Genomic DNA, 15143 nt, shown 5'->3' with positions numbered 1-15143 from the left:
CATTCACCTTTTGTGCAAGGCTACAAAATCAAGTTTTTATGTTTGAAAAGAGATATAAAGAAGCGTTTGAGAGGGCTTCCGACGAGAGAAAAGAAAAAATACTTGAAGTCGGTATTAATGAATTTGCTTCTAAAGGATACGAAAACGCCAACATAAATATAATAGCCAAAAATGCCGGAATAAGCATCGGGCTGATGTACAAGTATTTCAGCACAAAGGAGGATTTGTTCATCACCTGCATTCAACGAGGTATGTCAATCCTTGACGATGCGGTTGACGAAATACTCAAAAGCGATGACAAGCTCCTTACAAAAGCCGAAAAGTTGATAAGAACAACCTGTCAGCTCAGCCAAAAGGATGCAAACTATGTTAAACTCTACAACGAAATAACATCCGAGCGTAACAGCGAAAAGGCGATGGAATTTGCCAAAGCCATTGAGGGCGAAACAAGCAAAAAATATGTAAAATGTATTACCGACGCACTTGCAAACGGTGATGTAAGACAGGATATGGATCCTCGTCTTTTTGCATTTTTCCTTGACAATTTGCTGACTTCGCTTCAGTTTTCGTTCACCTGCGACTACTATCGCAACAGGCTTGAGATTTATACGGGCGTTGATGTAGCCGAACTGTCGGAAGACCAAATAGTAAAACAACTGCTCAAATTTATTGAGTCGGCATTTACTTTTGAAAAATAGTTAACAAACTATATTTATATACGGAGGATAATATGAGTAAGTATGTAATCACCTATGATATCGGTACTACGGGTATCAAAACCTGCCTTATCGAAATCGACAAGGAAATGAAAATTCTTGCATCGGCAACAGAGGGATACAACCTTTATGTTGACGAAGAAACAGGCGTTAAAGGCGGCAGCGAGCAGGATGCAGACGAATGGTGGAACGCAATGTGCGTAACCACAAAGGATGTGTTCAAAAAATGCAAGAAAATCAAGAAAGAGCAAATCGAAGGCATCAGCTTTTGCTCGGCTATGCAGGGTCTTGTTCTTGTTGACAGAGAGGGCAAGTGCATCCGCCGTCCTATGACATATATGGACCAGCGTGCAAGAGAAGAAATCAAAAAAGGCATTGCACACGGTGTTCAGGTTGCGGGTGCAGAGGTTACCAAACTTCTTAAATATCTCAAGTACACGGGTGCTGTTTCGTCATCCGTTAAGGACCCGATTTGGAAATACAAGTGGGTTGAGGCTCACGAGCCTGAAAACTTCAAGCGTATTTACAAGTGGCTTGATGTTAAGGAATATATGATTCTTCGTTGCAGCGGCGAATTTGTTATGACAAACGACTCTGCATTCGGCACACTCCTTTATGATACCCGTAAGGGTCACGAGGGCTGGTGCAAGCCTATTTGCGATATGGTGGGCGTTAATATCGAGCATATGCCTGTAATCAAAGCAAGCACGGAAAAAGTCGGCGAGGTTACAAAGCAAGCCGCTGAAGAACTCGGACTTGCAGAGGGCACGGCTGTTTACGGCGGCGGCGGTGACGCATCACTCATCGGCGTAGGTGCAGGTGCAACCGAAGTCGGCGACACTCACATTTATTCGGGCACTTCGGGTTGGGTAGGAACCGTTGTTCCTGAGCAGCTTGTTGACGCAGGCGCTATGATGGCGGCTATCGTAGGCGCAAACCCTGAAACTTACAACTACTTTGCAGAACTTGAAACTTCAAATAAATGCGTAGGCTGGGTTAAGGACCACCTTGCACTTGACGAAATAGGCATATTCCTCAAAAAATACGGCCACAAAAAGGACGATTTGGAAGAACAAAGCTTCAACCTTTACGATTATCTTGAAGAAGTTATCGAGCGTGCAAATCCGGGTTCGGACGGTGTTGTGTTTACTCCGTGGCTCCACGGCAACAGATGCCCGTTTGAGGACCCTAATGCCGCAGGTATGTTCTTCAACATTCACCTTGAAACAGGCAAAACCGAGCTCATCAGAGCCGTTGTTGAGGGCGTTTGCTTCCATATGAGATGGATGCTTGAGCGTCAGGAACAAAAGGTTGCAAAGTATAAAACAACAAACGCTGTTCGTTTTTGCGGCGGCGGTGCACTCGGTGCGGCTACCTGCCAAATTCTCTCCGATATTCTCCAGCGTGATGTTGAGGTTGTTGATTCTCCGCAAAATATCGGTGCGGTCGGTGCTGCGGCTTGTATCGCAGTAGGTACAGGCATGATAAGCTCGATGACAGAAGTTAAAAAGCTTATCCCGGCTAAGATTACATATCACCCTAACAAGGCAAACAAAGCGGTTTACGACCGCAACTTTGAGGTGTTTAAGAACCTCTACAAATGCAACAAAAAGAACTTTGAAATTCTTAACGGTTAATTCCGTTTGAAAGGTTGATTTTTTAATGGGAACATATAAAAACCAATGGAAATACTCATGGTATATGACCACCTTTGCAGGCAGAGTGTACAAAAAAATCACTCGCACAATCGCATCGTGCTATGACCGCAAAATCGACAAAAAGATTTGCGGCGTGTCGCTTGAAAAATATGTTCCGTCCGTTGACGGATATGAAAATGCCACAGGCAGTGAAAATGCAAGATATTGGGCACTTCAGGAGATTTTTCAGGACCAACACTTTACGGATGATGACAAAATCATTGATGTAGGTTGCGGCAAAGGCAGATTTTTTGCTTTTTTTGAAAGCATCGGATTTAAAGGTCAATTATACGGCGTGGAACTCAATCCCAAGGTTGCCGAATATACCCAAAATTGGGCAAAAAGATATGACAATATAACAGTATATTCGGGTGATGCTTTCAAACTCAACTACAATGACTACACGGTTATATTGTTGTGCCGCCCGTTTTTTGAGGAACTGTACCTAAAGTTTATTGACAAAATTCAAAAAGAAATCGACCACCCTGTCAAAGTGCTTCTTTATGCGGATAACTATATGGTTCCGCCTTTGAGAAACGACCCACGCTGGACTATGGAAAAGCGTGACATCCTTTTCAAAAAAGGTCCGTTGGTTTACGCATATTGTCCGTTTTCTTATTCTGTCTGGACTTTTGACCCTTCTAAAAATAATGAGGTGAAATAATAATGGTTGATTTAGTATTTCCTTCAAATAAGCGAGCGGAAAAAGCCAGACTAAACAGGTTTTTGCGAATTCCGCTTATATCTGCCGCTATGATAAAGGCATTTTTTGGTGGTAATGTTTGTAACATTAATAATGAAATAAAGGCATATAAGCTTGACCAAAACAGAAGCAAACTCCAATTATTTAAGTTAAGACTTAAAATGGTATATTATAGATTTGCATATGAATTTGTTTACCAGGAATTTGTTTCGTTTGATTTTGAGCACAAAACAAAAAAAGAAATTTTAAAAAATGTTTCTGCCTTTGAATATTTAAGAATAATGAGAGAAATTCTCATCAAAGACGGTCCTGAAAAATTTGATATTTTCTGTGACAAGAGGGAAACATATAAAAAATATTCCGAATTTTTCAAGCGTGATGTTGTTCTTATTCAAAACAAAAACGACCTGTCTGCTTTTGAGGATTTTACAAAAAAGCACAATCGTTTTGTTGTTAAGCCTGCTTTAAACAATAACGGCAAAGGAATCCGGTTTTACGATTTAACAAAAGATAATATATCCGTAAAAGAGATATTTGACAATGCACTAAATGACAGAGGTGCAATTGTTGAAGAACTTATAAATCAAAGAGGTATACTCAATGATTTTAATCCCGATTCAATTAATACAATCAGATATGTTACTTTTTATGACAACAATAAGCTCACCAAAATCTCGTCAGGTCTGAGAACAGGCAGAAAAGGTTCAAACATTGACAATGGCACTCGTGGCGGTCTTTTAATCGGAGTTAAAAAAGATACCGGAGAAATATATACCAAAGGTCAAGTTGAAAAAAGCTTAAAAAGATTTGACGAACATCCCGATTCCCACATAAAATATGAAGGTACTTTTATTCCTCATTGGGATGAATTGCTTGAAATGCTTGAAAAAATCGTAAGAGTATTCCCTGAAAAGAAATACATCGGTTGGGATTTTGCGTATAGTGACAAAGGCTGGGTTCTTGTTGAAGCAAACGGTGTTCCGGGTCATTATTTTACTCAACTTGTTGCAGAAGAAGGATTACGCCCTTTGTATGCTGAAACTTTTTTCAAATTATCAAAGGATTGCGAAAAATACCAAAAAGCAATATACTAAACCATATAACAAAAAGACATTCCGTGTTGAAAAGCACAGAATGTCTTTTGTTATTCTCCGAGGCCGAGGGTTTCGTCAAGGATTTTGCGGAGTCCCCTGCCCGAGCACATTTGAATTGAATTGATATTCGGTCGGCTGTTGCCCTCAACAACCACCCAACCGTTATCGGTGAGTGCAAAATCCCAACCGATATAATTGTAATACGGCACGGCAAAAGCAACCTCATCGGCAAGGTGCAAAAGTTCATCCCATTGCGGAATTTGAAAGCCTTTGATTATATGCTTTGTATCGGGTTGAAGTTCCACAATTTCGCCGTTCTTTTTGTATCCGTTTGATTCGATAATTCCGGTTTTTAGGTCTATACTTGCACAAATACCGCCGCTGCTTGCATTGTCAACCACGCTGTTGCCGCTGCCCGTGCGGAACATTGCAAAAAGCTTTGTAAGCTTTTTATTTTTGTCATAAAATGTTGCAATTCTTACAGTATTAACCGAAGCGGGATGAAACGCCGCCATTTCATCGCATTGTTCAATCATTTCTTCGGCAACCCATTGCCCCTTGCTGAGAAGAGCCAAAAAGAGTGTTTTTGGATTGGTTTTGCCGTCCGACAAATCATATTTTGTAATATTTTTACCGAGTGAGCCTGTTTCTTTTTTTATCAAAAAGACAGGATGTTTTTGAACAAAAGCATTGAATTCGGCAAAATCCGCAAAGCTTTTTATCGGAACAATATCACGCTTGTAATACTTTTTGAGTGTTTGGTATGCGGAATATTTGTCCTTTAATATAGGATGTTCTTCAACCTCTTTAGTTTTTATTTTTTTTGTATTTCTTAAATATTCATCCGTGCCTACAAAAGCCTTTCTTTCTTCAAAGCTTCTGTTTGGAAAATCAAACAAAAAATACTCATCAAGATAAGTAATGCCGTAAATATATTTTTGACCGAGTAAATCCTTATATATTTTTTTAAACTTTTGCTTATCATTATATAGTTCCGGTGCAAGCTTATCTATATTTTCCTTTATTTTAGCTTCCTTTTGCACATCGCTTTTTGCCGCATAAAGAATATCACAGCATATTTTGTACATAAAAGCATTTGATTTGCCGATTTTTCTGAACATCTCTTTCATTATATCACCAAAAAAATTATAACCCATTATGTGCATAAAGTCAAACAAAAAACAACGGACGCCGAAGCGTCCGTTGAACATTATGTAATGTTTTTACTCATCATTTCCCGATTAGATATCTTCTTCAGGAAGCATAGATGTTGTTACTACATCAGCAACTTCGAACTTTTCAAGTTCTGCAACTGGCTTTGTGTACTTCATTGATGAGTCACCCCCTGTGGTTATTTCTCTTTATAAAAACCTTTTAAACTAAGGTATTTATTTTATTGTACTCCACCTACATAATTAACATCTGCACGACCGTATCTAAGGATTTGGTCAACAAGTGCCTTAAGCTTAGCATTGTTCTTAACAGTAGAACCTGTTGCATAAGATTCAACACTGTATTGAAGGACATTAGATACCTGATGAGCCTCATCTACTGAGCCTTCATATGCTGTTAAATAGAAAGGAATAGAGAACTGGTTAGCTTTAAGGACATTACATTGGATAAAGTAAGAATCATTTACCGATGCTGTGGCAGCAGAAGGATTTGTCTTAACAAACCAATCAGGATGTTCTTCATATGTAAATGAAGTTACCTTTCCGTTAATTGTCCAAGTGAATATAAAGTCGTTAATGCTTGAAGTCTTTGGAATTTCAATTCTTATCTGTGGAAGAACCTTACCTTCAAGCAACAAGCTTGCAGCCTTTACAGTAACTTTATTTGCTGAATCACCGTTAGGGTTGAGAGAATACTTAGAATCAGTAAGTTTCTGGTATTCCGGAACATCAGTTGTATGACGAGCTGCTTCATCAGATGTGAGGTCAGCTGTTACAAGATCATCTGTCTTGTAGTTCATGTAGTTCTGATATTGTGCACCGTAGTAAAGCAATTCAACAAGCAATGTCTTAAGTGTATCTCTTGTACCTGCTTTACGAAGTGTCTTATATGCATAAGATTCAATTGAAGTTGTTACTGAATGTCCACGACAAACAATACCATCTTCTGTTACACCATAAGCTGTAATTGTTACATCTTCACCAAACTTATCCGGTGAAACCTTGTCAAAGTCATAATAGTAACGCGATGCTGTTGTGCTGCTTGAAAGTTCATCAACATCAACAGATGTGCCTGCATACTCAAATTTGATATATGTTGACTTGAAGTTGCTTGCTCTTGACTTATCCATACCAATGTTCATAACAACAGCAGCACCAAGAGTTACAGATGCTGTGTTAACACGAAGCAATCCTGTACCGGCAATTGTCTTTGTTTCGGTTTCTGTACAATCTGAACCGTCTGGAAGCTTACCTGTACAATGTCTTGTAGCTGTACCGTCTGTATGAACTGAAGATGATGTGTAAGTTGCATCATTGTTATATGTCCATTCAGACCATGTATGAACATGTTCTTCTACGATAGGGTCGATAGACTCTGTCTTTGTTGCGTCGCATCCTGCTACTGTACACTTAAATGTCTTAACGCCAGGAGTTGTGGTTGTAGGTTTTGTTGTTACAGTACCTTCATCCCAAGCATGAGCCTCACCTGTCTTGATGATTGTGTAAGTAGCGTCCTTTGTAGCGGTAGCTTCAGGTTCAACATCCCAAGCATATGAATAGTGCTGAGCATCATCATATGTCATTGCAGGAAGTTCAGGAATAGTTACCTGTGCACCCTCTTCATATTGTGTAGAAGAGATTTCCTGACCGTCAGCGTCAACAAATTTGATAGTGTATTTGTTTACTTCACTACCATTATACTCGTTTTTGCCCATAAAGTCAAGATCTGCTTTTGCATTTTCTGATTTTGGTGCATATGTTTTATATTCTTCTACTTTACCACCGTTTGCGGTTGTTGCAAGATAGTAGTTTTCTTCAGTTGTATCGATGCTGAAAGTGATAGCATCGTTGCTGACAATCTTGAACAAAAATGTTGCCAAAACAAATGTATTGTCTGCAACACCGTTAACAGTTGTTGCAGCTGTATACTCTGCACCTGTCTGTACTGAGTACTGAGCGTGCATTGTCTTTGTTTCTGCATTAACATAAGAAGTTTCGCCCAATGTGTTTGTGGCATTGTACAAAGCGTTACCGCTCTGTGGCAAAAATGCACCAAGCTTAGGAGAATCTTCGTGTGCATCATCTGATTCTGTGTATTCGCCTACCAAATTACCTGATGAAGTAGTTTTAACATATGCAGGTACAATTGAGTCTGAATACTTGATTGCAGTTTCAGCGGCTGCAATCTGTGATACATTTTCAACAAGGACACTGACTGCAAAGTAGTCGCCCACTCCATAGCCGGTAATCTTGCCGTTGCTGTATTCCAACTTAGTAGAATTCAATCCGGTGTATTTCTTAAATGTGGCTGAAGATGCACCTCTTCCTGAGGTATAATGCTTCGCCGTCGCAGAGTTAGAAACATCTCCGAATTGAAGATTTATATTTGTTCTTGTTTCTTCCTGAGCCAAAGCTGTCAACGGGAAGGAACAAACTATCATCATTACTGCTAAGAGGATTGCAACTACTTTTTTAAATGATTTTTTCATTTTATATAGTTTCCTCCATTATTTTAATTCCAGTTGAGTATATGCAACTGTCTGTCTGAAAAATGACTTAAATATTTCGGTGTCACTTTTGTCAAATTGACCGTCACCGTTTAAGTCGGTTTTAAACTTTGAAAACAGAGCCACATCTGTTGAATTTATTTTGCCGTCTTTGTTGTAATCCACAACGCAGATACCTACATTATCAACGGTAATTTGATCGTAGTTGGCGTTTTCTCTTTCAACTTTAAGCGTTACTTCTCTGTCTATAGTATGTGCTCCGCTGAACACGAGGGTATATTCTCCGATGTTAAGACCGGTAAAACTATACGAACCGTCTTCTGCCGTAACTGTACTCTTGTCGGTACCTTTAATTGTTACCGTAATTCCGCTTGCCGGAGCTGTTGTTGCAGCACCCGTAAGTTCTTTGGCAACAGTTACATTGCCCGTAACATCAAACTCTGTAACCAGATAATAAGGAGATGCGTCCGCTGTCATTGGGTAAGTCTTGCAAGTGGTTTGCACACTTGTATCAAGCACATAACAGTCTTCGTATCCGTCCTTGTATGATGCCTCTATAAAGCACAAACTTGGATTTTTTGAAAATGCAAATACATCTGCGAAATCGCAAGAGGATGCGACTGTAACAGAAAGTGAGACCAATACAGTCCCGTTAATATCGATTGTAGATGCATCATCACTTTCAGCAACTTGAAAAACAGAAACAGTATTGTTTTCAATCTTTTGACCGCCTTTTTTCATCCCGTCGTGTTCATCTGCATAAGTGCTCAAAACACTGAGGCTTGAAATATATTCCGGATCATATGTTGCTGTTAACTCAACTATGGAAACCGCCTTCATTCCGCTAAGAACAACATCTACATAATATGTACCCGCTTGGAGTCTGTTGCCGTCTGCGGATTTACCGTTTGCATCGGTAAATGCACATGATAATTCAGGTGTTTCCGTTCCGAGGGTTCCTGCCTCGGCATTTGCGTTGAATGGCAACGCAAAAATAGAAATTATTAAAATTAAACAAACGAATGGGGTAGTTAAGAAGCTTTTAAAAGTATGTTTCATTGATGAAACCCCCAAAGTTCTTGTTTTATTTTTTGAAATGATACTCCTGCACAGGGTTGCCCCCGTGCAAGAACATCATAGGACATATGCCAAATCGCAATTAATTTGGCGGAAGTTTAACTAAAGTGCGGTAAGCAATTAATTATTGAAGAGTGCTGCTGTAATGTACTCCGGATCTCATAATTGCCTTGAACTGATCAGCTGTAACCTTTGTGCCGATGTCAGAAGTCTTAGAAGCAAGAGCAACGTCTGTTGAGTTAACCTTGCCGTCACCGTTATAGTCAATAGCAACCAAACCGATCTTAACGCCTGATGCAGCCTGAGTAAATGTTACAGTTCTTTCAACAGCATTAGCAGCCTTAACTGTTAATGTTACGGTTTCACCTACAGGAATTTCTGCAGAGAATGTACCGTCAGCCTTTGCTGTTGCAAGAAGTTTTGAACCATTGTAAATCTTAGCATTTCCAAGAGCATATGAGCCTGCTGTACCTGTTCCGTCAACGGCTGCATAAACTGTACCTGTTACGGTTGCTTCTGTAGCCTGCTTAGGAAGAGCAAGTTCATTTTCTGCAATTACAAGATTCTTCTTAGCAACATATGTGTTTGAAATGTTTGCTGATTTTTCTTCTTGTGCAACACCTACAGCCTTTGCAAGTGCATTTACATAATTTGTCCAAGTTTCATCTGAGTAAACAACATCACCTTGGTTAACAAGTGTGCCGTTAACAATCTTACCGTATTTAGGAGTACCGTTGAACTTAACAACACCGTTAGTTATTACACCGGTATCCTTATTTTCATCAAATGTAGCAGTAATGCTTGCCTTTGTTGTGCCTGTTGCATCAGCAATTTCTTTTTCAATCTTCTTGCCTTCATAGCCACGAGCAACAACTCTTGCAAAATAGTCGTCAAATTGCTTTTTAGCTTCTATAAGCTGAGCAGCTGTAGCGGTTGTTGAATAGTTGTTTGTACCGTCAGCATTCTGACTTGTTACATAAACAAGAGCTTCAGCTTCCTTAGCAATTTGAACCATCTTCTCGTAAGAAGTAACATCGTAGTTTACACTTTCCATGCCCTTACGAGTTTCCATAAGACCCTCTTCGCCTGTGATACCAACCATTGAGGAAGTATCAATGTGCTTGAGGATTTCTTTCTTATAATATGTCAAGTAATCCTGTACCTGACCATAAATGCTACGGTAATCGTTTTTACCGTCATTTTTCTTTGTAGTGTTAACTACCTGAGCATATGTATAAGCCCATTTGTCAGAAGCGTTAACCTTTATACCATTTTCGGAATAATAGTTATGGAGAGTCTTTACATAATAGTTCTTCATAATAGGGTTACCTTCTGTGTCTTTACCGTCTTCATACTGTGCAACAGTTGTTGTATCAGCATAATACGGATAATCATAAGATGCAGTATCCCATGTTTTCTCATAAGAATAATCGTTTACAAGATAGTATACTTCGCCCTGCTTTTCAACCTTACGGCCAAGCGAATCAACTCCGTTTGTTACATCTGCGTCCTTAAGGAGTTCATTTGAGAATACAGGGAACTTGTAATTTTCATCTACATAGTAGATACCGTTCTTAGGGTTCTTGTAGAACTTTTCTGCAACCTTAGCAGATACAGTTGTTGCAGGCTTGTAAGCCGGATCACCTGTAGCACTCTTAACAACTGATGTTTGAGCAGTCAATTCCTTAACACCTGCAAATGATGCAGCTGTCTTTGCTGTAGGAGCCTTAGCGATAGCGTCAAGAACTACAGCATACTTGCCTTGAAGATCATCATAAGTTGCTGATGTGCCGAGTACGTCATTATAGTCATCATAGTCTGATGGCTGATAAGGACCCATTTCTTCCTGAGTTGATTCATAAGATTTTTGAAGTGTTGCAGCACCGCTTGTATCGGCGATCTTAACATCAACATCACCAACTTCGGTACCTGCTACACCATCAAGATAAGCATAAAGATGCATTGTGTAGTCTTCAGGCTTGATTGAAGATACTTGATTTTCAAGTTTCAACCAATGTCTGTGCTGTGCAGTAGAATCAGAATCAAGAGTAAGGAAGTTAATACCTTGTGACGGAGTAGATGCAGTTACGGCACCGCTTGCGATTACCTTAGGATCAACAGCAACCTTTTCAACATTGCCGTTGTCATCATACATAACCTGAGTGATTACTGTGCTGTCTACGCCAATTTCGGTTGAACAAGCAATATGAGTTCTTGTTACACCCTTCTTGGTATTATCGGTAACAGCGGCTTTGATTTTAGCGTCAGCTTCATCTCTTGTGTAGCCGTTATATACTGTAACACCGTTAACATTTTGCGATGCACCTAAATTCCAAGTACCTTCACTTATAACTTCACCGTCTTCGTTTACAGTATCAATACGGTAGTCATACTTAGTATTATTAATTACATCAATGTAGTTCTTCTTGTTTCTTGTTGCTGTGTCAAATGCAGCGTAAGCAGCTTTACCTGTAGCATCTGTTGTAGCATACATACCGTCGATATCGTAAACTTCGATACCGGTTTCTGCAGCCTGCTTAGGATTTGTGCTTGAAAGAACCATTTCGTCATAATAGTAACCTACAGCACAATCTGACATTGTTTCTTTATAAGCAGCGTTAGTATCGTTATCTCTTTCTGTAAGAGTACCGTACCAACCCTTATCTGCCGAAAGGTTAAAGTAAGCAACAGCAGTTTGGTTAGAATATTTAAGTTCCTTTGTAGGATTTTTTGATGTACCCTTATAAATGTTATATTTAAGAGTAAACTTAACATTTTCGGTTGCCTTAGGATATTCACCCTTAATTTCAACTCTTACACTCTTTTCAGGAGCAATGATACCCTTGTAGGAATCAAGTCTTGCCGAAGAAGAGTTAGATGTCAAGCTGAGTACTTCGATGAAGTATCTGTCATCAACTGCAATATTGCCGTTTGCGTCCTTATAGAATCTGTTAAGACCTGTTGACTCGTTCTTAATTGTTACATAAGAGCCTTTAATCTGCTTTGATACGTCAAAGTCAGAAGTTGATGGGTTGTTAACAGAAATTGAAGCAGCACCGAACTTGTGATCCTTCAACTGCGGAACGAAGCCGTCTACAAAGTAGCTTACGCCCTTAACCGCAAACATGGCACCCTGCCAGCAACCGTCGCCGCGTGTCTTATTTGTTACTGCGGTTACACCGCCGAATGCGCAATAAATATTGCTGATCAAAATACCGATAACACCGTTTTCCTTTGTGCCGTCGCCCTTGTATTTTGCGAATACATTGGCATTAACCAAGCTGTCAAAAGGAGTGGTTGTGTTCATATCGGTTGATGTAGGAATTACCTTCTTGTAAGCCTGGCCCGAAACTTTTGCACCAAAGATGCCGTTAACGAGTGAAGCTACAACATCATCATAAATAAGAACATCAACGCCCTTATTCATAATAGGTTCTGCTGTGAAAATTGTAAGCAACTGCTTAACAATTGTTGTAATACCTCTTGTACCTTCGGAACCGTGAGTATCCGAAATGTTAATAAGTGACTTAACTACTGTATCGTAAATAAGTTCTTCGGCATTTGCCTGACCTGCCTTAGATGCGGTACCGTATTGCAATGTACCGATTGTAGGCCAAATCTTATTAGCGATTTCACTGAGGTTCTGCCAAAGTGAATTGCTCATCTTAACCAAGCAGTTACCGTTTTCATCAACTACACCGAGAAGAGCGGCAACGCCCTTACCGTATGTATGTGCGGTTGTTTTGTTGTAAGACGGTTCATTAAACTCTTCTGTTGATGCATAGTAGCATACTACAGAGTTCAAAAGGTCAAACAATGTTGTCTTGTCGTTTACAGGATCTGACTTTGAGAAATCCCAAACATCGCCGTTCTTATCACGACAAGGAACGATTGAGCTGAGGAGGTAACCTACTGCGTCACGACACATAGGAAGGATAGCATCCTCAAACATTGTTTTCTTGCTGTCGCCGTTTACATCATAAGCTGCTTCATATGAGCCGCTCTTTGTTGTAACAAGTTGGTCATAATCCTTGTTAGGTTGTGAGAATGAAAGATATTCTCTCAATGCTACATAAGCAACGCCTTCAGCGTCTTTTGCGTAGTCAAAGTCTTCATTGTGAATGCTTTCTGTATCCTTAACAATCTTGATGCAGCCGACAAGAAGAGGAATCATTGCTTCTTCGAAGTTTGCTTCCGACAAGTTGTTGCTTGATGTCTTATCGCTGATGTCGTTGTTGTGATAGAAAGCGTTAAGGATGTTTTGGTCAGCTGCGTTTGCACCGTATTCAAACATCTTGCAAGCATTTTCTACAAGAGTTGAAGCGATTTCGCTGACTGTAGGATTTGTACCTGTTTCCTTAAGATCAGGACGGTTAAGGTCTACGTTAACTGTGTTATCGGCACCCATACCGATATTTGTAGAATTAGGGAACAAGTCCTTAACTGCTGCAACAAGTGCATTATTGAGAGCTGCTGCAACGTTTGGATATGCTGTTTTACCGTCAACATAAGCATCCATAAACTTCTCCAAATTAGGGAAGCCTGTCTGCATGAAGTAAAGGTTAATAGGACCTGTTTGCATATTGAATACTTTATCAGCAAGAGGGCTGTAACGAAGCTTACCGAAGAGGATGCTTTCTGTTCTACCTTCTTCTGTTACATAGTTGTTGCTCTTTGCAACATCTCTCCAGTTGTACTGAGGATCTTCAACTACATTTCTGTCATATTCAAATGTCTTTCTTACCTTTTCTGTAAATTCCTCGGCATCTGCACAGCCATAGTTTGCATAATTAGCTGCAGCAAACATTTGGAATTTTTCAGGTGTGTAGTTATTTTTCCAATCGGTCTTGTCTACCAAGCCTTCGCCTGCCAACCAATAATAATATACATTATCAAAGTTGCCGCCGTGGTCCTTGTACCAATCCATGCTGTTGTTAACACGCATAGTTGAAAGTGTAGGTCTGAGAACTGTCTTCCAAGCAATCTTGAGAGCCTTGTTTACGATGTCATAGAACTTATCGGTTGTCTTGATTTCAAGAGTATCTTCGCTACCGCTGTCGTTGCCGTATCTGAAGATGTAAATCATACCGTTACCGTTCTTGTCGTATCTGAGGTTAGGGTCATAACCGAGTTCTTGCGATGCTGTTGCAATATTGGCATCTGTTTCGCTCAAATTGTGATCATCAAGATACTTGATAATCTTTGTATAACGACTCTTTGACGAATCGGTTACATTGTAAACGGTTTTGCCGTCTTTGTCTGTATCCTTTTCAAGAGCATATGTCATTTCAACAGAAATCTTGCTGATGAATTCGCTTGTAAGCTTTTCAAGAAGTTCGTTATCGAAATTCCACTTTGTTCCCTTGCTGTTATCCTGAAGATAAGCTTGGTAGTTTGAAATTTCTGATTCTGTAAACCAGTTAGTTTTTGTAAGAATAGCTTGTGCGAGAATGTTGTATACGAGATTTGACTGGTAACCACTCCACATACCCAATCCTGCGATGTTACCGATAAGGCCGTATACATCAAGTACGCCGTTAAGAATAGAACCCAATGAAAGCTCGCCCTTAAAGAACTGTCCGATTACGTTCTTGTTTGCTCTGCCTCCTGCAGTATCGTCATTTGAGTTCCAATAAATTGTCTTTGCCAAAGCCATAACGATGTCTTTAGCGTCATTGAGTGCACGATATGACTCATTACACTGTGAGACAATAGCAGAAGAATCTTTTGTTCCGCTTAACGAAGCAATCGGGTCAAGGTTGATATTTGGAATATCACCGCCGAGAAGTCCGCCGTACTGGTCAAGATAAGGCTTTATCTGCTTAACAAGATTGATAATACCGTCAACGCTGTCGATATAGCCGTCAATGTCAATCTTAACTACTACGTAGTCGTAGTGAAGGCTCAAAGGACTGATGTTTGCTTTACCGAGTGTATCATCTACCCAGTCAAGGAGTGCTTCGCAAGTTTGGTTATCTGTTGTCTCTGCCCAAGTCATAAAGTTTGCTGCCAAGTTTGAGTCGTGCGCATCATCTGTTGATTTTGCAAATACGGTAAGTACACCGGTAAAGGTGGACATTGCCATAAGCACAGCCAAAACTATTGCAACAATTTTGCGTGCAAAGGTTTTAGATTTTTTCACTTTATTAAATTTCCTCCATTTATAATTACGATAAT

At 39.8% G+C, this 15143-nt stretch carries 8 protein-coding genes; 4 read left to right on the top strand and 4 right to left on the bottom strand.

Features of this window, described 5'->3' with window-relative positions:
• The first annotated feature begins 38 nt into the window (after positions 1-38).
• The 4 genes from Q0E08_RS01525 to Q0E08_RS01510 are packed head-to-tail and all read left to right on the top strand — an operon-like array spanning position 39 to position 4210.
• Entirely contained in the window at positions 39-698 is a 660-nt protein-coding gene (locus Q0E08_RS01525; RefSeq protein WP_294775426.1) for a TetR/AcrR family transcriptional regulator, read from the top strand.
• Positions 699-730: 32 nt separating this feature from the next.
• Positions 731-2353 carry an FGGY-family carbohydrate kinase gene (locus Q0E08_RS01520; RefSeq protein ID WP_294775423.1) on the top strand — a complete coding sequence of 541 codons (1623 nt, stop codon included), beginning with the start codon at positions 731-733 and terminating at the stop codon, positions 2351-2353.
• A 25-nt stretch (positions 2354-2378) separates the two neighbouring features.
• Positions 2379-3077 (top strand): class I SAM-dependent methyltransferase, encoded by a 699-nt coding sequence (locus Q0E08_RS01515; protein ID WP_294775420.1) that lies wholly within the window; start codon positions 2379-2381, stop codon positions 3075-3077.
• A gap of 2 nt (positions 3078-3079) precedes the next feature.
• Positions 3080-4210 carry a sugar-transfer associated ATP-grasp domain-containing protein gene (locus Q0E08_RS01510; protein WP_294775418.1) on the top strand — a complete coding sequence of 377 codons (1131 nt, stop codon included), beginning with the start codon at positions 3080-3082 and terminating at the stop codon, positions 4208-4210.
• Positions 4211-4260: 50 nt separating this feature from the next.
• On the opposite strand, the gene Q0E08_RS01505 is transcribed toward Q0E08_RS01510, so the two are convergent.
• The 4 genes from Q0E08_RS01505 to Q0E08_RS01490 form a co-directional block, all read right to left on the bottom strand.
• Complete coding sequence (locus tag Q0E08_RS01505; RefSeq protein WP_294775415.1) at positions 4261-5340, bottom strand: sugar-transfer associated ATP-grasp domain-containing protein; 1080 nt, start codon at positions 5338-5340, stop codon at positions 4261-4263.
• Between the two features lie 263 nt (positions 5341-5603).
• Complete coding sequence (locus Q0E08_RS01500; RefSeq protein WP_294775412.1) at positions 5604-7871, bottom strand: hypothetical protein; 2268 nt, start codon at positions 7869-7871, stop codon at positions 5604-5606.
• 18 nt (positions 7872-7889) lie between these two features.
• Positions 7890-8948: a carboxypeptidase-like regulatory domain-containing protein gene (locus Q0E08_RS01495; RefSeq protein ID WP_294775410.1), complete on the bottom strand. Its 1059-nt coding sequence runs from the start codon at positions 8946-8948 to the stop codon at positions 7890-7892.
• A gap of 142 nt (positions 8949-9090) precedes the next feature.
• On the bottom strand, positions 9091-15108 hold the full coding sequence (locus Q0E08_RS01490) for a hypothetical protein (RefSeq protein ID WP_294775408.1): 6018 nt from the start codon (positions 15106-15108) through the stop codon (positions 9091-9093).
• Positions 15109-15143 lie beyond the last annotated feature (35 nt).

Origin of the sequence: uncultured Eubacterium sp., assembly GCF_934561735.1 — a bacterium.
In the GTDB taxonomy this organism is placed as follows: domain Bacteria; phylum Bacillota; class Clostridia; order Oscillospirales; family Acutalibacteraceae; genus Eubacterium_R.
Note: the sequence above shows the minus strand (reverse complement) of the source record. Positions and strands in the feature narration are given on the sequence as shown.

Coding starts and splice junctions, on each gene's coding strand:
- Q0E08_RS01510 (WP_294775418.1), top strand. CDS start 3,080: ATGGTTGATTTAGTATTTCCTTCAAATAAGCGAGCGGAAAAAGCCAGA.
- Q0E08_RS01495 (WP_294775410.1), bottom strand. CDS start 8,948: ATGAAACATACTTTTAAAAGCTTCTTAACTACCCCATTCGTTTGTTTA.
- Q0E08_RS01500 (WP_294775412.1), bottom strand. CDS start 7,871: ATGAAAAAATCATTTAAAAAAGTAGTTGCAATCCTCTTAGCAGTAATG.
- Q0E08_RS01505 (WP_294775415.1), bottom strand. CDS start 5,340: ATGAAAGAGATGTTCAGAAAAATCGGCAAATCAAATGCTTTTATGTAC.
- Q0E08_RS01515 (WP_294775420.1), top strand. CDS start 2,379: ATGGGAACATATAAAAACCAATGGAAATACTCATGGTATATGACCACC.
- Q0E08_RS01525 (WP_294775426.1), top strand. CDS start 39: ATGTTTGAAAAGAGATATAAAGAAGCGTTTGAGAGGGCTTCCGACGAG.
- Q0E08_RS01520 (WP_294775423.1), top strand. CDS start 731: ATGAGTAAGTATGTAATCACCTATGATATCGGTACTACGGGTATCAAA.